The organism is Halobacillus sp. Marseille-P3879, from assembly GCF_900240285.1.
GTDB lineage: Bacteria > Bacillota > Bacilli > Bacillales > Halobacillaceae > Halobacillus_A.
This window is the reverse complement of the sequence record NZ_OESS01000001.1, coordinates 754,004-771,659: the sequence shown is the minus strand read 5'-3', so window position 1 is coordinate 771,659 and position 17,656 is coordinate 754,004. Positions and strand designations below refer to the sequence as shown.

Annotated in this window: 13 protein-coding genes; 5 read left to right on the top strand and 8 right to left on the bottom strand. The window is 43.6% G+C overall.

Annotated features, from left to right (window positions below; genetic code table 11):
- Nucleotides 1-53 precede the first annotated feature (53 nt).
- The 7 genes from hutU to C1A12_RS03805 all read right to left on the bottom strand — a co-directional run bounded on the left by hutU (nt 54) and on the right by C1A12_RS03805 (nt 8,425).
- The gene (gene hutU, locus C1A12_RS03835) at nt 54-1,712 is read right to left on the bottom strand and encodes a urocanate hydratase (protein WP_101842514.1); all 1,659 of its coding nucleotides are present in this window, start codon (nt 1,710-1,712) and stop codon (nt 54-56) included.
- 15 nt (nt 1,713-1,727) lie between these two features.
- On the bottom strand, nt 1,728-3,254 hold the full coding sequence (gene hutH / locus C1A12_RS03830; RefSeq protein WP_101842513.1) for a histidine ammonia-lyase: 1,527 nt from the start codon (nt 3,252-3,254) through the stop codon (nt 1,728-1,730).
- Nucleotides 3,255-3,367: 113 nt separating this feature from the next.
- On the bottom strand, nt 3,368-3,820 hold the full coding sequence (hutP, locus tag C1A12_RS03825; RefSeq protein WP_101843282.1) for a hut operon transcriptional regulator HutP: 453 nt from the start codon (nt 3,818-3,820) through the stop codon (nt 3,368-3,370).
- Nucleotides 3,821-4,067: 247 nt separating this feature from the next.
- Nucleotides 4,068-5,468 (bottom strand): YjiH family protein, encoded by a 1,401-nt coding sequence (locus tag C1A12_RS03820; protein WP_101842512.1) that lies wholly within the window; start codon nt 5,466-5,468, stop codon nt 4,068-4,070.
- Nucleotides 5,469-5,582: 114 nt separating this feature from the next.
- A complete protein-coding gene (locus C1A12_RS03815) occupies nt 5,583-5,837 on the bottom strand; it encodes a biotin/lipoyl-containing protein (RefSeq protein WP_101842511.1) in 255 nt (84 codons plus the stop codon).
- A 57-nt stretch (nt 5,838-5,894) separates the two neighbouring features.
- Nucleotides 5,895-7,187, bottom strand: coding sequence for a Glu/Leu/Phe/Val dehydrogenase (locus C1A12_RS03810; RefSeq protein ID WP_101842510.1), 1,293 nt, complete (start codon nt 7,185-7,187; stop codon nt 5,895-5,897).
- 35 nt (nt 7,188-7,222) lie between these two features.
- Nucleotides 7,223-8,425: an ornithine--oxo-acid transaminase gene (locus C1A12_RS03805; protein WP_101842509.1), complete on the bottom strand. Its 1,203-nt coding sequence runs from the start codon at nt 8,423-8,425 to the stop codon at nt 7,223-7,225.
- A 228-nt stretch (nt 8,426-8,653) separates the two neighbouring features.
- Here C1A12_RS03805 and C1A12_RS03800 point away from each other — a divergent pair, with 228 nt between their 5' ends.
- Nucleotides 8,654-10,042: a sigma-54-dependent Fis family transcriptional regulator gene (locus C1A12_RS03800; protein WP_101843281.1), complete on the top strand. Its 1,389-nt coding sequence runs from the start codon at nt 8,654-8,656 to the stop codon at nt 10,040-10,042.
- A gap of 573 nt (nt 10,043-10,615) precedes the next feature.
- On the opposite strand, the gene C1A12_RS03795 is transcribed toward C1A12_RS03800, so the two are convergent.
- Entirely contained in the window at nt 10,616-11,701 is a 1,086-nt protein-coding gene (locus tag C1A12_RS03795; protein ID WP_101842508.1) for a GntR family transcriptional regulator, read from the bottom strand.
- Nucleotides 11,702-12,006: 305 nt separating this feature from the next.
- Here C1A12_RS03795 and C1A12_RS03790 point away from each other — a divergent pair, with 305 nt between their 5' ends.
- The 4 genes from C1A12_RS03790 (at nt 12,007) to C1A12_RS03775 (ending at nt 17,367) form a co-directional block, all read left to right on the top strand.
- A complete protein-coding gene (locus C1A12_RS03790; RefSeq protein ID WP_235001527.1) occupies nt 12,007-13,614 on the top strand; it encodes a xylulokinase in 1,608 nt (535 codons plus the stop codon).
- A gap of 1 nt (nt 13,615) precedes the next feature.
- Nucleotides 13,616-14,311: an L-ribulose-5-phosphate 4-epimerase gene (locus tag C1A12_RS03785; protein WP_101842506.1), complete on the top strand. Its 696-nt coding sequence runs from the start codon at nt 13,616-13,618 to the stop codon at nt 14,309-14,311.
- 33 nt (nt 14,312-14,344) lie between these two features.
- Nucleotides 14,345-15,769 carry an L-arabinose isomerase gene (araA, locus tag C1A12_RS03780; protein WP_101842505.1) on the top strand — a complete coding sequence of 475 codons (1,425 nt, stop codon included), beginning with the start codon at nt 14,345-14,347 and terminating at the stop codon, nt 15,767-15,769.
- A gap of 167 nt (nt 15,770-15,936) precedes the next feature.
- Complete coding sequence (locus C1A12_RS03775; protein WP_304441613.1) at nt 15,937-17,367, top strand: sugar porter family MFS transporter; 1,431 nt, start codon at nt 15,937-15,939, stop codon at nt 17,365-17,367.
- Nucleotides 17,368-17,656: the final 289 nt, after the last annotated feature.

Below are 17,656 nucleotides of genomic sequence, written 5' to 3'. Positions count from 1 at the left end.
CTGTAAAAGATAATGGGAAGCAGACAGTATTCCTGCCTGCACACCCGTAATGTCTATTTCATCATTGGTATATGAACACCTTTTTCTTTCGCGGTTTGAATGGCAAGATCATAGCCGGCATCAACATGGCGGGCAACACCCATACCCGGGTCTGAGGTAAGAACGCGTTCCAGCCGTTTCGCCGCTTCTTCCGTTCCATCGGCCACAATAACCATTCCCGCGTGCATCGAATACCCCATTCCGACACCACCGCCGTGGTGGACGGAAACCCAGCCGGCCCCATTCACACTGTTAATCATTGCATTTAAAATCGGCCAGTCGGCAATAGCGTCACTGCCGTCCTTCATCCCTTCTGTCTCCCGATTCGGTGATGCAACCGAACCACAGTCAAGGTGATCGCGGCCGATGACGATCGGTGCTGAAATTTCACCAGATGCGACCATTTCATTAATGATTTTGCCAAACCTTGCTCTTTCTCCGTAGCCGAGCCAGCAGATTCTCGAAGGCAGCCCCTGGAAGGATACCTGCTCCCTTGCCATTTTGATCCACTTGCAGAGATGCTCATTGTCAGCAAACTCTCTTAAGATCACTTCGTCCGTTTTATAAATATCTTCTGGATCTCCTGAAAGTGCCACCCAGCGGAAAGGCCCTTTTCCTTCACAAAACTGCGGGCGGATAAATGCCGGAACAAACCCTGGGAAATCAAACGCGTTTTTTAAACCTTCGTTGTAAGCTTCCTGTCGAATGTTGTTGCCGTAATCAAACGTAACAGCTCCCGCCTTTTGCAGCTCGAGCATCGCTTGAACATGGTCTTTAATGCTTGATTTCGCTCTTATTAAGTAGTCGTCAGGATTGGCTTGACGAAGCTCTTCGCCTTCTTCACAAGACATCCCTTTTGGCAAGTAACCGTTTAATAGATCGTGGGCAGAGGTTTGATCTGTCACAAGATCCGGAATTTCACCACGACGAACGAGTTCAGGCAGAATTTCAGCCGCATTTCCTAGAAGACCGATCGACAGCGGCTTTCCTTCGTTCATCGCTTCTTTCGCCATCGCGAGCGCTTCAGTCAACGACTCTGCCATCACGTCACAATATTTCGTATCGATTCGGCGCTGAATTTTCTTTCTATCACACTCAATAGCAATGACTACCCCTTCATTCATCGTGACGGAAAGAGGCTGAGCTCCACCCATGCCCCCGAGTCCTGCCGTAACTGTTAACCTCCCTTTAAGTGAGCCGTTAAAATGCTGGCGTGCTGCTTCCGCAAACGTTTCATATGTTCCTTGTAAAATCCCCTGGGAGCCGATATAAATCCAGCTTCCGGCTGTCATTTGACCGTACATCATTAAGCCTTTTTTCTCGAGATCCCGGAACGTTTCCCAGGTTGCCCACGCTGGAACAATATTAGAATTGGCCAGCAATACACGCGGTGCATCGGTATGTGATTTAAAAACGGCCACCGGTTTTCCGGATTGCACTAGCATCGTTTCATCATTTTCCAATGTCTTTAACGTTTCGACAATTTTGTGATAGCTTTCCCAGTTGCGGGCCGCTTTTCCGATCCCGCCATATACTACAAGTTCTTCCGGTTTTTCAGCCACTTCTGGATCAAGATTGTTCATCAGCATCCGATAAACAGCCTCCTGAATCCATCCTTTCGTATTTAATGTAGTTCCCCTTGGTGCACGAATGTTTGTCTTTACCTCTGCCATGATGATTCTCTCCCTTTATATGAATTGTTTTTCTTTTAACACTGGATGTAGAATTGAATCCCATTTTCCTTGCTTCATCCATAGCGCCACGGCCTCAATATCTTTAGAAAAAGCGCGGTCTTTTGTAATGGCTTTAACCACCTCACGCCCTTTTCTGTGTAACTTCTGGGTATGTGGAGCCATGAGGTCGACACCGCGAAACTCGGCAGCCTGCATTGCACAGATTATTTCAATCGCGACCACTCTTCTTGTATTAGCTATGATCTGCATCGCATGTCTGGCTCCGATCGTTCCCATGCTGACGTGATCCTCCTGGTTAGCTGATGACGGAATTGAATCGACGCTGGCTGGATGGGCCAGTGTTTTGTTTTCTGACACGAGGGAAGCCGCACTGTATTGCATAATCATCGCGCCAGATTCCAGGCCCGGCTTGGCGCTTAAAAACGCAGGCAGATCATTCAGCTGTGGATTAACCAGCCTTTCAATACGGCGCTCTGAGATGTTGGCAAGCTCGGCGACTGCAATGCCTAGAAAATCCATGGCTAATGCAATCGGCTGACCGTGGAAATTGCCTCCTGAGATGATTTTCTTCCCGCCGTCAAAAATAAGCGGGTTGTCTGTGGCTGCATTAATTTCGATTTCGAGCTTATCTTTCACATAGTTAAGAGTTTGCCATGTTGCGCCATGGACCTGAGGAATACAGCGTAGTGAATAAGCATCCTGAACACGGACCTCCCCTTGTCTGGTAATGAGATTACTTCCATCAAGATACCGACGCATCCGTTCTGCCACATCAACTTGTTCTGGATACCCTCTTGCAATATGGATATCTTCGTCAAAGGCATCAATGATTCCGCGTAACCCTTCCATCGTCATGGAAGCCGCAGCTTCAGTTTGCCGAGCGAGTTTTTCCGCTTCCAAGTAAGAAACCACTCCTACCGCTGTCATGGCTTGCGTACCATTAATCAGCGCCAGGCCTTCTTTAGCAGTTAGAGTAATCGGTGTGATTCCAACAGTGACAAAAGCTTTCATGGTCGACGTTCTCTCACCTTTATAGAAGACTTCCCCTTCTCCGATTAAGACCAATGCCAAATGGGAAAGCGGAGCAAGATCACCGCTGGCTCCAAGTGAACCTTGCTGAGGAACAACGGGATGAATGCCCTCATTCAGCAGGGCTAACAATTTCTCAATCAATGGTTTTCTTACACCCGAGTACCCCTTTAAAAGCGCATTTGCCCTCAGCAGCACCATGGCCCGGCTGACGATTTCAGGAAACGGCTCGCCGACTCCGCAAGCATGGCTTCGAATCAAGTTCAATTGAAGCTCTTCGACATCTTCTTTTTCGATTAATACGTCACTCATCTTGCCAAATCCGGTATTGATGCCGTAAACCGTTTTTCCTTCGTTGACTACATTCTCTACGGCCTGGCGGCTTTTGTTGACACGTTCCCAACTCTCTTTTGAAACTTGCACTTTTTCGTTTTCATACAACACATGTTTGACATCTTCTAATGTTAAGGAATGTCCTTCTAATGTAATCATTGTATGCTCCTCTCCTTTACCATAATAAAGTGAAAATAAAAAGAGGCTATATCGAAGAAATCAAAAAGATTTCACCGATATAGCCCCCTATTCGCTAATGACTATGGGCTTCATTATATGTGATTAACTCCCAGGCCAATGGTTTCGTGCTCCAATCCTTTAACAGGAGCACCAATCGTTCCATAAAGTGCTACAGCCAACCATTCGCCTTCCTCTTCGTTATCGTATGGATTTCCCCGTACGAGTGCGAATCTCAATCCGACTGTCCGTAATATAGTACCCAGCTGGACTTGCCCGCGGGTCACACCGTGAAACGCTTCGAGGATCGCATGATACAGAGCGTGCGTTTCACGGTAATAATCAGTCTTGATTATACCGTTCTTTTTCGCCGCTGTTTCAATGGCTGCAACGACCTTGTGAGAATCCATCGAACCTACTTTCCCTGTGCAATACCGCCAATTTTGGCGTTCAATATGCTTATTAAACTCAGGATCGTTTTCAGTTGGTTCGTTCAGCACCAATAACATCGCCTGCTTGCCTATTCTCCGGTCCACCTGCAAAAGCATTAACATTCACTCTCTTCTAAAAACTAAATAACTATTATTAGAGTAACCGCTTACATATTTCATGTCAATTAAATTAATAGATTTATCGTGAGTCACTACGAATCTTACTTTATTTTTCTTGATGTTCATCAGCTGTTCATCCCTCTTACATCATATTCTCCAGACGTTCAACAATGCCTGTCATTAGAACCCATGTCATTCCCTCGACTTATTCTTCTGGATCCATAAGTACATCATCCAGTTTTAATTAAAAGAATAAATGTGCCATAAGCACAACAATTGGCAGGGTAATCAGCGTACGCTCAAGGAAGATGATGACCAGATCCATAAATGTAACAGGAAGCTTCGAACCCAGTAACAGTCCGCCTACCTCAGACATGTAAATCAATTGTGTGACCGATACGCAGGCGATCACAAATCTTGTTAACGGACTCTCAATACCACTTCCTAAGACTGCCGGCAGAAACATATCCGCGAATCCAACGACCATGGATGGTGCTGCAGCCGCAGCCTCAGGAACCTGCATCAATTGAAGAAGAGGGATAAACGGCGCGCCAATCCATTCAAAAAATGGTGTATATTCGGCGACGATTAACGCCACCGTTCCAATGGCCATAACTATTGGAATCACACCCATCCACATATCCAGTACGTTTTGCATTCCACCCTTTAAGACGTGGGCCCACCTAGTATGTTTGGCCTTTCCTACGGCTTGATTGATTCCCCATTTGAATGAGGAGATATCGCCCGGAATTTTTTCATCATATTGGTTGTCAGCCTGTTCATAGTATTGATTTTCTTTTTTTGACAGCGGTGGTATGCGCGGACAAATCAACGCAGCAGCCAGTCCGGCTACAATAATGGTTAGATAGTATTGGAAAAACATGTGCTGCAGCTCCACTAACGTTAACACTACAATAGTAAATGTGATGGAAACAACGGAGAAGGTTGTCCCGATCACTGCAGCCTCTCGCTTTGAATAAAAACCACCTTCGTACTGTTTATTGGTTAAAAGGATTCCGATGGTACCGTCTCCCAGCCAGGAAGCAAGACAATCGATAGAAGATCGACCAGGTAACGTGAAGACAGGCTTCATAATTTTTGTTAATAAAGCTCCGCATAGTTCCAGCAGTCCGAAGTCCAACAGCAGCGGCAAGAGTATACCGGCAAATAGAAACACGGCGAATAAGGCGGGGATAAGATCGTTAAAGAGTAAGCCGCCTGTCGCGTCTGACCAAATAGACTCGGGACCGATTTCATAAAAGGTGATCACAACAAAAACCGCGGCTGCTATTCTTGCAAAAACCCAGACCCTGGATATATTAAATAGTCCTTTTAAAAAAGGGCTGTTAAGAATCCATGGCGGTTTATACGCCTTTGTCACCACCGTAAGTACTGCCGTGAACACGATAATGACCGTTATAAACCCCGGTAACACCCCGGTGAATGTACTTTGGACCCAGCTTGCAAGTAAAGCGACTGGAATTGTAATTTCGCCCTGGATACGTAAAGGTACCATAAACAAGAGGATTCCAATCAGAGAAGGAATCATGAATTTCAGAACATTCAAGGTGTTACTCTGCTCTAATGCTTTCGTTTCATGGCTTGGTGAATAATATTGTTCTTTCCTTTGGGCAGAATCGTTCATGAAGAACCCCCTTTTTTGTAAGCGTAATCATTTCTACTCATGCCAACTTACAGTGACTATAGATTAATGGGAGGGGGAAAGTAGAGATAAGATTCCCCCGTTAGAACGGATCCTTTAGTCACTACCGGTGATTTCCATGTCATCTAACAGTGTGGTTACAATCGTATTTGAAGTAACGCTCTGACCCTGGGAAAACTCCACTGATGTAACGGTTCCACTGACCCCTACCGATACTTCTATTTCTTTTTGTTCTTTTGTTTCAATCAGCAACAAAGGTTCCCATTCATACACATAAGAGGAACGGTTTACAAAAACTTCTTTAATGGTTCCATCACAAGGGCTGTAAACATTTTGAAGCACTTCCTTCATCGTTTTCACTCCTTTGATAGGATGATGTTGAACACAAACTTTTTTTCGTTCCGATGCTTATACCCATCCACGAAAACGAGAAGCTTCCGCCATCTTTCGAACACCGATGATATAAGCAGCTAAGCGCATGTCGACCTGGTGTTTGTCGGCTGCAGAATAAACCTTCTCGAATGAATCTACGATCACCTGGCGCAGCTTTGTTGAAACTTCATCTTCCGTCCAGTAATATCCTTGATTGTTTTGCACCCATTCAAAATAGGAGACCGTGACACCGCCGGAACTGGCAAGAACATCGGGAACCAGCAGAATCCCGCGTTTGCTTAAGATTTTAGTCGCTTCAAGGGTAGTCGGCCCATTTGCCGCTTCTACAACGATGGATGCCTTAATATCCTTAGCATTTTCGAGAGTAATTTGATTAGAAACCGCAGCAGGCACGAGAATATCACAATCTTTTTCAAGAAGTTCTTTATTTGTGATCGTATGCTCAAATAGATTGGTAACCATGCCGAAGCTATCGCGACGGTCAAGCAGATAGTCAATGTCAAGACCGTTCTCGTTGTATATGGCACCATGAGCATCAGAAATGCCAACGACCCTGGCACCCGCATCATGCAAGAATTTAGCCAGGAAACTGCCGGCATTTCCAAATCCTTGAATAACGACTCGGGAGCCTTCTAACTGAATACCCATTTTTTTGGCGGCTTCTTCTACGCAAATGGTTACACCGCTTGCCGTAGCGGTTTCCCGACCATGGGAACCACCGAGGACTACTGGTTTCCCTGTAATAAATCCCGGGGAATCAAATTCGCGAATGCGGCTGTATTCGTCCATCATCCATGCCATGATCTGCGAATTGGTAAACACATCGGGAGCCGGAATATCTTTTGTCGGTCCAACGATCTGGCTGATAGCACGGACATAGCCGCGGCTTACCCCTTCAATCTCTCGAAAAGACATCTCTCTCGGATCACAAATAATCCCGCCTTTTCCGCCACCATAAGGTAAATCAGCGATGCCGCATTTTAAGCTCATCCACATCGATAAAGCCTTTACTTCTTTTTCATTGACCTCGGGGTGAAATCGAACGCCACCTTTTGTAGGACCGACCGCATCGTTATGCTGTGAACGATAGCCGGTGAAGATTTTTATTTTTCCATCGTCCATTCGAACAGGGATGCGGACGGTAAGCATTCTCATCGGCTCTTTCAATAGTTCAAAGGTTTCTCCTGGATAACCTAAATGACTGAGAGCCTCCTTAATAACAACCTGTGTCGATTCGAAGAGTTCAAGCGACTCTTCTTCCTGCCTGTGTTTTTGCTGTTGGTCATTTGATAGATCTGTCGCAGCCATTTTTTATACCTCCGCGGGATTATAAGTTAATTTTGTTATTTGGATAGCACCTTAGTAATTTTCTCAACAGCCCATTCAAGGTCTTCTTCCTTAATCACAAGGGGCGGCGCAAAGCGGATCACATTTTCATGAGTTTCTTTACAAAGCAAACCTTCTTCTTTGAGTTTTTCACAGTATGGACGTGCGTGTTCATGTAATTCAACGCCGACAAACAAACCTTTTCCCCGTACTTCTTTAATGACCGGATTATCAATTTCCTTTAATTTACCTTGAAAATACTGCCCGAGCCTGAGAGAACGGTCAGCTAATTTTTCCTCTTCAATTACGTCTAATGAGGCTACCGCTACAGCGCTTGCGAGTGGATTTCCGCCGAAAGTAGAGCCGTGTGACCCTGGAGTGAACACTCCTAAAATATCTTTATTGGCTGCGACGCATGAAATGGGCATAACGCCGCCGCCAAGCGCTTTTCCTAGAATATACATGTCCGGCTTCACGTCTTCCCAGTCACAGGCAAACATTTTACCAGAGCGAGCGAGTCCTGCTTGAATTTCATCGGCCACAAATAAAACATTCTCGTTCTTGCACAGTTCAAATGCTTCTTTCAGGAACCCTTCCGGCGGCATGACGATTCCAGCTTCCCCCTGGATCGGTTCGAGTAAAAATCCGGCTGTATCGGGTGTAATCGCCTCTTTTAAAGCCGTGATATCCCCATAAGGAATCAGCTTTATTCCCGGCAGGACAGGTCCGTAACTGCGTTTGCCTTCCTCTTCGGATGATAAAGACACGGCTGTCATCGTTCTGCCGTGAAAGTTGCCTTCACAAACGATAATCTCGGCTTTGTTTTCGGCCACTCCTTTCTTCTCGTAACCCCAGCGGCGAACTGCTTTTACAGCGGTCTCGACAGCCTCTGCCCCTGTATTCATAGGCAGAACCATGTCTTTGCCCGTTAATCCGGAGACTTTTTTGTAAAATGGGGCCAGCTGGTCATTATGAAAGGCGCGTGAAGTCAAGGTCACCCGGTCTGCCTGGGCTTTTAAGGCTTCAATAATCTTAGGATGTCGATGACCCTGATTTACTGCTGAATAGGCACTTAACATATCCATGTAGGTATTTCCTTCAGGATCCTTAACCCACACCCCTTCAGCTTCTGATATAACGATAGGAAGGGGGTGATAGTTATTGGCCCCATATTGTGCCGTTTGACTTATAACCTCATTTGTTTTAATTGCCGTATTCATCGTACTCCTCCTTTATTTTGCTCTCACCTGCTTTTAATGCAAAATTCATGCCAACTTCATAAACTTTGATTTGAAAGCGTTTTATAAAAAAGGAAGACTAATAACGCAAAATAATTTTGCGAAGTCTGCGAGGAGAGCTGAAACACCCGCCAATTTATTTTGCAGTCAGACGCTCGTTCTATTAAAATAAACATATCAAGCATATAAGGGCGGGATATGATGGTTAACATGAACACCAAAGATGTCCAATCATTAGCTAGAATGAATCAATTATATGAAAATCTATTAAATGAAGTAGACGTCGGGATTCACGTGATTAATGACAAAGGAAAGACCATCATTTACAACAAAAAAATGATGGAGATTGAAGCTATGGGGAGCGAAGATGTGCTCGACAAAGATCTACTGGATGTTTTTAAATTCAGCGACAGCCAAAATAGTACCCTTGTGAATGCATTAAAAACCGGGAAAACGACCCAAAACGTGAAACAAACCTATTTCAATAACAAAGGAAAAGAAATTACCACCATCAATAATTCCTTTCCTATAAAAGAGGAGGGGAAAATTACCGGAGCTATTGAAATCGCGAAAGACGTTACACAATTAGAAAGAGTCATTAAAGAAAACGTGATTAATAAGCAAAATGGGAAATTTACCTTTGATAAAATTATCGGCCAGAGCCATTTGATAAATACGGTAGTGGATGAGGCAAAAAGAGCAACACGAACCTCATCATCTGTGCTGGTAGTCGGGGAAACAGGAACAGGCAAAGAGTTATTTGCTCAGAGTATCCATAATGGCAGTGACCGATCAAGGGCCCCTTTCATCTCTCAAAACTGTGCCGCCATTCCTGACAGCTTAATGGAAAGTTTATTGTTTGGTACAAAAAAAGGAGCTTTTACCGGAGCAATCGATCGACCTGGTCTGTTTGAACAGGCGGACGGAGGTACACTGCTGTTAGACGAAGTCAACTCATTAGAGCCTGCCCTTCAGGCCAAACTATTAAGAGTCATTCAGGATAAATCGATTAGAAGAGTCGGAGATATGAAAGATAAAGAGGTGGATGTGCGTATCATTGCTACAATTAACGAGGATCCCGTGGACGCCGTTGCCAACAACCGGCTGAGAAAGGACTTATACTATCGGCTTAGTGTAGTCACGTTGTTCATTCCCCCACTCCGCGAAAGAAAGGAAGACATTCCGCAGTTGACTCAGAGTTTTATAGATAAATATAATGACTTATTTAATATGGATATCAAAGGGATCAGCGAAGAAGTCAACCAATTGCTGCAGCAACATGAATGGCCGGGCAATGTCAGGGAACTGGAACATACCATAGAAGGTACGATGAATTTAATTATGGGGGAAGAAGTAATCACCATCCAGGACCTGCCTGGAAGATTTAGAACCAAGTACCAGGGGGAGAAAGAGCCATCTATAGAGGAAAGTGAACCATCCGAAAGCACTAAAACACTACGCGAAAAGATGACAGAGGTTGAAAAATATTACGTGCAGCAGGTTCTTGCCAAAAATAACAATAATATCTCAAGGGCTGCAAAAATTCTTGGCATCAGCAGGCAAAGCTTACAATACAGATTGAAAAAGTTTAACTTATGAGTTCGTGTTTATAATTCATTAAAAGCATAGAGTAAAAGTCAGCAGGCTGGGACAAAACTGAATAAATCATTCGGATTATTGCTGATAAAGAGAATTCACACCATCGCTTCGTCAAAATACTTCGCTTTTAAGTGGGCACGGCCTTAAGCTTCCTCAGAAAGCAAAGAGCGCTTTCCTGCGGGATCTTCCGCTCGCGCTATTCCCACAGGAGTCTGCGAATTTTGACTACGCTAATGACCTGCGTTTATACGAGCGTTCGTTTTTGACATCACTGCTTTACTTATACCCCAGTTCCTTTGGTTTTAGGGAGCATCCTTATAATCGTCCTTCTCATTTCCTGCAAAAGAAGCTCTAGTATTTACTTTTGTAGTAATGCCCCTCAAAGAGTGGATGAGATGGTTAGTATATCTGACTTATTCAAGCCTCATAAAATTGATCCACCTGAGAATAGAAATAACCCAGCCTTTTACCCAATCAGGAAAAGGATGGGTTATTTATCTAAGAACATACGACTCAGCCCTCATTCAGTCTTAGTAGTTTCAAGACTGTATTACTTCTGCTGCCGATTATCAATTAGTTTAACTTTTTTACAGTAACGCCTTCTATTAACTCTGGCTGATAATAAGTTTCATTGGGTAAATCCTTGTTTCCCTGTAGCTTTTTAATCACCCAATCTGCTGCTTCACGCCCCATTTGTTCCTGGGGGTGTGTGAGGGTGGTTAGTTTGATATTAGCATTTCTGGCAATATAAGAGTTATCCTGGCCAATGATTGACAATTCATCAGGGATCGAAATGCCAAGTTGGTTGCATACATTTACTACTTCTAACCCAACTTCGTCATTGTAGCAGACGATGGCAGTCAACTCGTCTCTATTCTCGGTTAGAAACTTCTTTAAGTTAGTGTATAAGTCCAGTTTTGTTTCAGTATCGAAAGAAAGCACGTGCTCTGGTTGAAACCGTAGTTTGGCTTCTCCAAGCGCTTTGATATAGCCCTTCATTCGATATTTCCCTTGCAAATCATCACTTTTTGAAATTAATCCAATTTGCGTGTGGCCCTTGGAAATCAACTCGCTTGTTGCGAGATAGCTTGACTTTACGTCATCAAGACAGAAGAAAGGCACCTCTAATTCTTCATAATAAGCATTAATCATGGTAAAAGGCACATCCTGCTCCTTAAACGATAGGTAATAAGCAATATTAGGATTGTATAAATTACTTTTCGTAGGTTCCACAATCAGCCCATCCACTCCGAATGACAACATCATCTCCAGAGCTTTTCTTTCTTGTTCTACATCGTTATTTGTACTGGCTAACAGCAACGAATAATTTTCCTCGTTTAACCTTCCTTCAATACCTCGAATGATAGAGGGAAAAATGTAATCCGAAATATAAGTGGTGATGACCCCTATGGATTTATTAGTGGATTTCCCACTGGATTTTGACTGATATTGATTACTTACATACGTCCCTGATCCCTTTTCACTTTTTAAGAATCCTTCATTTGACAGTTCCAGAATAGCTTTTCGAACGGTTTGTCGACTCACACTGTATATTTCCTGCAGCCCGGTTTCCGTAGGGATTCGTTCTCCAATGTCGTATTCTCCTGCAAGGATTTTACTTTTTATATCATCAATGAGGACCTGATATTTCGGTTTCATTTCAATCACCTATTTCTTATTTGATCGCGATTCCATTTTGTTTGTTCTGATTATTTGTACGTACATATTATACCATGTTTTTAAATGAATTTATACGTCCCCCATGTGTATGATTCACTACTGTTCAAATATAAACGAGAAGTTAACAGGACCATTCCAGGATCAATTGTAAGTACATATTTTTTTGTTTGTTGACATATGTACGTACAGAAATTATACTGAATCTGTAATTAACCTTCAGCAAAAACGGAAAGCGTCTTCTTATTATTAAAGAAATTGAAACCGCTGCCAGAGAGGAGATTACCTTGAAAAATAAACAAAAGATTGCTAATGGCGAGACAACACTTGGAATCGAATTAGGGTCGACACGTATTAAAGCAGTGTTGGTCGATAAAAATTTTAAAACAATTGCAACGGGTAGTTATGGTTGGGAAAACCGATTGGAAAACGGAATTTGGACGTACAACTTATTAGATCTAATCACTGGACTGCAAACCGCTTATAGTGAATTAAAACGAGAAGTGGAACGCAATTACGGAATGACGATTCGGAAAATCGGTTCGATCGGAATTTCGGCGATGATGCACGGCTATATGGCTTTTGACCAGACCGGGGAGCTGCTTGTTCCATTTCGGACCTGGCGTAATGCAACAACCAGTGTGGCAGCAGATGAATTAACGGATACATTTCAATACAATATCCCGGAACGTTGGAGCATTGCCCACCTTTATCAAGCGGTTTTAGATGAAGAGAGACATTTACCACGCGTGGACTACATCACCACATTATCTGGATTTATTCACTGGTTGCTGACTGGTAAGAAAGTCATTGGGATTGGAGATGCTTCGGGAATGTTTCCGATTGATGAATCAACGCAGAACTACAATAAATCGATGGTGAAGCAGTTTGATGAGTTAATCGCGCCCAAAGGCTACTCCTGGAAGCTGAAAGACATTCTGCCTGACGTTTATCTGTCTGGCGAAAGAGCCGGTGAATTGACGGATATCGGAGCAAAAATTCTAGATCGATCAGAAAATTTACAACCAGGCATCCCCTTCTGCCCGCCTGAAGGAGACGCAGGGACAGGGATGGTTGCTACAAACAGTGTGCGGAAACGGACAGGAAACGTATCAGTAGGAACGTCAGTTTTTGCCATGATGGTGTTAGAGAAGGAACTTTCTAAAGTGTATCCCGAAATCGATTTGGTCACTACGCCTAACGGGATTCCGGTTGCCATGGTTCACGCGAATAACTGTTCAAGCGATATCGATGCCTGGATCGGATTGTTCCGAGAATTTTATGAAGCGATGGGACAAAAGGTTGAAACGAATGAATTATTCACGGTGATGTTCAATCAAGCATTGAAAGCTGATCCGGATGGTGGTGGATTGCTTAGCTACGGTTATTACTCAGGGGAGAATATTACGGGATTAGAGGAAGGCCGCCCCCTATTTGTTCGTTCGCCTGAGAGTAACTTTAACTTAGCCAACTTTATGCGCACCCATCTTTTTACGGCTTTTGGTGCTTTAAAAATTGGGATGGATATTCTGATGAAAGAAGAAAATGTGTCTGTGGACAGCATCCTGGGGCATGGTGGTTTGTTTATCACCCCTATCGTCGGGCAAAAAATCGTGGCAGCTGCCATGAATACTCCGATTTCCGTTATGGAAACAGCAGGAGAAGGAGGGGCCTGGGGAATGGCTGTTCTAGCCTCTTATATGACGAACAAAGATCATGATGAAAGTTTAGAAGATTTCCTCGATCAAAAAGTTTTTTCCGAGGTTGAAGTACAAGAAATTCACCCGGATCGATTTGACGTGGAAGGATTTGAAACATTTATTGAACGATATAAAGAAGGATTAGTGATTGAGCGGAGCGCTGTAGAAAATCTAGTGGAGAACTGGAGGGGTTGACGTGTTAGAACAACTAAAAGAAGAAGTGTTTCACGCGAACTTAGAATTACCAAAGCAGGGACTGGTGAAATACACGTGGGGAAACGCAAGTGCGATTGATCGTGAAAGCGGCCTGTTCGTGATTAAACCAAGTGGTGTCGACTATGAAACTATGAAAGCCAGTGACATGGTGGTAGTTGATTTAAATGGCAATGTGGTCGAAGGAGAATTAAATCCTTCATCGGATTCCCCGACGCATGCCGTACTTTATAAGCATTATCCACAAATCGGCGGTATCGCACACACCCACTCCACATGGGCGACCATCTGGGCTCAAGCTGGGCTTGATGTGCCAGCTATGGGAACCACTCATGCGGATACATTCTATGGTTCCGTCCCATGTGCACGATACTTAACACAGGAAGAGATTGACCGTAGTTATGAAGCTGAAACCGGCAACGTGATCATCGAAACTTTTGAAGAGCGCGGCCTGGATGTTTTAGCAGTTCCAGGTGTCTTACTTCATGGACATGCTCCGTTTACCTGGGGCAAAGATGTAAAGTCAGCGGTCATCAACAGTGTGGTGCTGGAGGAAATTTCGAAAATGAATTTATTTGCACGCGAATTAAATCATTTTGCTCAAGAGCTGCCACAGCGGATTTTAGATAAACACTATCTACGAAAACATGGAGAAAATGCCTATTACGGGCAGAAGTAAACCAAATTATTAAATAAAGAAAAGAGGATAACTATGTCAGCAATAGAAAACAAAGAATTTTGGTTGGTCGTAGGATCACAGCATCTTTATGGGGAGGAAGCATTAGCAGAAGTTAAAGCACACGCACAAACCATGACAGATGCCTTAAATGAAAGCGGTGTTTTACCTTACCCCGTTGTGTTGCAGGATTTAGCTGTGAGTGCAGATAAGATTACAAATGTAATGAAAGAAGTCAATTATCGTGACGAGGTGGCAGGTGTTATTACATGGATGCATACCTTCTCCCCTGCGAAAATGTGGATTCGCGGAACCAAACTATTACAAAAACCCCTGCTCCATCTAGCCACACAATTCAACGAAAGTATTCCATGGGAAACGATCGATATGGATTTCATGAACCTGAACCAATCGGCTCATGGTGACCGTGAATATGGGTTTATCAATGCCCGTTTGAAGAAAAACAATAAAGTTGTCGTCGGGTATTGGGAACGTCCGGAAGTCCAGAAGCAAATTGCAGAATGGATGGACGCAGCGGTTGCTTTTAACGAGAGTTTTAACATCAAAGTCGCTCGCTTCGGTGACAATATGCGTCACGTTGGAGTGACTGAAGGGGATAAAGTTGAGGCGCAGATTCAATTTGGATGGACCGTGGACTACTATGGCATTGGCGACCTAGTTCAATACGTGGATGCTGTTAAAGACGAGGAAATTGATGCTCTATTTGGCGAATATGCAGAACTTTATGAGTTTGATTATGGAACTTATAGTCAAGAAGACTGGGAAGCAAGTGTAAAAGTACAGGCAAGCTATGAAATTGCGATTAAACGTTTCCTTGATGAAGGCGGCTACAACGCATTTACCACTAACTTTGAAGATTTACACGGGATGAGACAGCTTCCCGGCCTTGCTGTTCAACGTTTAATGGCGCAGGGATATGGATTTGCAGCGGAAGGTGACTGGAAGACGGCAGCGCTCGATCGTTTACTAAAAGTGATGAGCCATAACCAGTCCACTGGCTTTATGGAAGATTACACTTATGAGTTAGCAGCTGGTCAAGAATCAATTCTTCAATCCCATATGCTTGAAGTGGATCCAACGCTCGCAAGCAGCAAACCAAAAATCATCGTATCTCCTCTAGGTATCGGCGATAAAGAAGATCCAGCACGTTTAGTGTTTGACGGCAAAGCAGGTGACGGCGTCGTTGTTTCAATGGCTGACTTTGGTACTCATTACAAGCTCTTAATCAACGAAGTTTCTGCATTTGAGCCCACTGTTGAAGCTCCAAAGCTTCCAGTAGCCCGCGTGCTCTGGGATGTTAAGCCAAACTTCCAGGATGGGGTGAAAGCCTGGATAGAAAACGGGGGCGGCCACCATACCGTGGTTTCATTAAATCTGACAACAGATCAAATTATTGCTTACGCAAAACTGGTGGACCTGGACTACGTAACCATCAAGTAAAATTTCTACCCTCCAGGAAAGTTCTGCGGCTTTCCTGGAGGTAGATAGAAGTATTCCAGTCAGCAGATGCTTCAAATTGGGAGCGGGATTCTATTTTTTTAAAAAAAGTTGAAAACGCTTCATATTTCGGTGTGAAACTATGTTTTTAGCATTGAATTTGTTAAAACGTGAGGGTTGAGGAGGAAACTATCATGCAAAAAGAAAAGAAAATTTCCAGTCGCTTCATATATTTTTTTGGTGCTTTCGCAGGCATTCTCTTCGGTTATGATATCGGTGTTATGACAGGGGCATTACCCTTCTTGCAAAATGACTGGAACCTTGAAAACAGTGCAGGGGCCATTGGCTGGATTACCTCTTCGGTGATGTTGGGAGCTATCTTTGGAGGTTTCCTGGCCGGGAAGCTTTCTGACCGTTTAGGACGACGCAAGATGATTTTAATATCTGCTGTTATTTTTGTCGTTGGATCTATTTTCTCAGGAATAGCTCCTCATAATGGGATCCTATTTCTAGTGGTTGCTCGTGTGTTATTAGGATTGGCCGTTGGTGCGGCTTCTGCCCTCGTCCCAGCTTATATGTCAGAAATGGCACCTGCCCGTTTACGGGGACGACTGTCAGGAATTAATCAAACTATGATTGTTTCTGGAATGTTACTTTCCTACATTGTTGATTATTTATTGAAAGATCTGCCGGTAACCATGGCATGGCGGATGATGCTTGGTATGGCTGCTGTACCTGCTCTGGTCTTATACTTCGGTATGTTAAGATTACCTGAATCACCACGTTTTTTAATTAAGAACAATAAACTTGATGAAGCTCGTAAGGTGTTGGGCTATCTTCGCTCTAACAAAAAAGAAATTGATTCTGAAATTGTACAAATCCAGGAAATGGCCAGAGAAGAACAAAAGCGTAATCAAAAAGTGTCATGGAGTACGCTCTTAAGTAATAAATACCGTTATTTAGTCATTGCCGGTTTAGGCGTTGCTGCTTTTCAACAATTCCAGGGGGCAAATGCAATCTTTTATTACATTCCATTGATTGTAGAAAATGCAACAGGGCATGAAGCTAGTTCAGCGTTGATGTGGCCAATTATTCAAGGAGTTATTCTCGTACTGGGTTCCTTACTGTTCCTCGTGATTGCTGATAAATTTAATCGTCGTACTTTACTAACCGTAGGCGGAACCATTATGGGACTGTCCTTTATTCTGCCGTCCGTATTGAATTTAGTCATTCCTAATGCCAGCCCTATGATGGTGGTTGTGTTTTTAAGTATCTATGTAGCCCTTTATTCATTCACGTGGGCTCCTTTAACCTGGGTAATCGTTGGGGAGATTTTCCCATTGGCCATTCGCGGGAGTGCGTCAGGATTAGCTTCCTCCTTTAACTGGATCGGATCTTTCTTAGTGGGACTGCTATTTCCAATTATGACCGCTTCGATGGCTCAAGAAGCTGTGTTTGCCATCTTCGGCGTTATTTGTTTACTCGGAGTTCTATTTATCCGGACACGTGTTCCTGAAACGCGCGGTCGCAGTTTAGAAGAAATTGAACAAATTGGAGAAAATCGACAAGTTAATGAAAGAAGTGCAGAAATAGGTCTATAAGATTTGGAATTCAAGTCCTTTAACTTCCTGACTTAAAGCGGCCGGACAGTATTTTTTTCAGAATTATGAAAGCGTTTATCTTAGAAAGGGCCGAAGAATGAAAGTATCACAAAGGCCATTTAGTCGTCCAATGAAACAGAAGAATCTAATGGTATGCGGAAGCTATCCATGCTAACCTCTCCATCCGTATAATGTGCCAATAAACAGGAGAGATTATTCATTGTGTGGGCTCATTGCGCCAAACACTCTAACCTGCCAGGTTCTGTTTTATTTTAAAAAGTATAGGTGA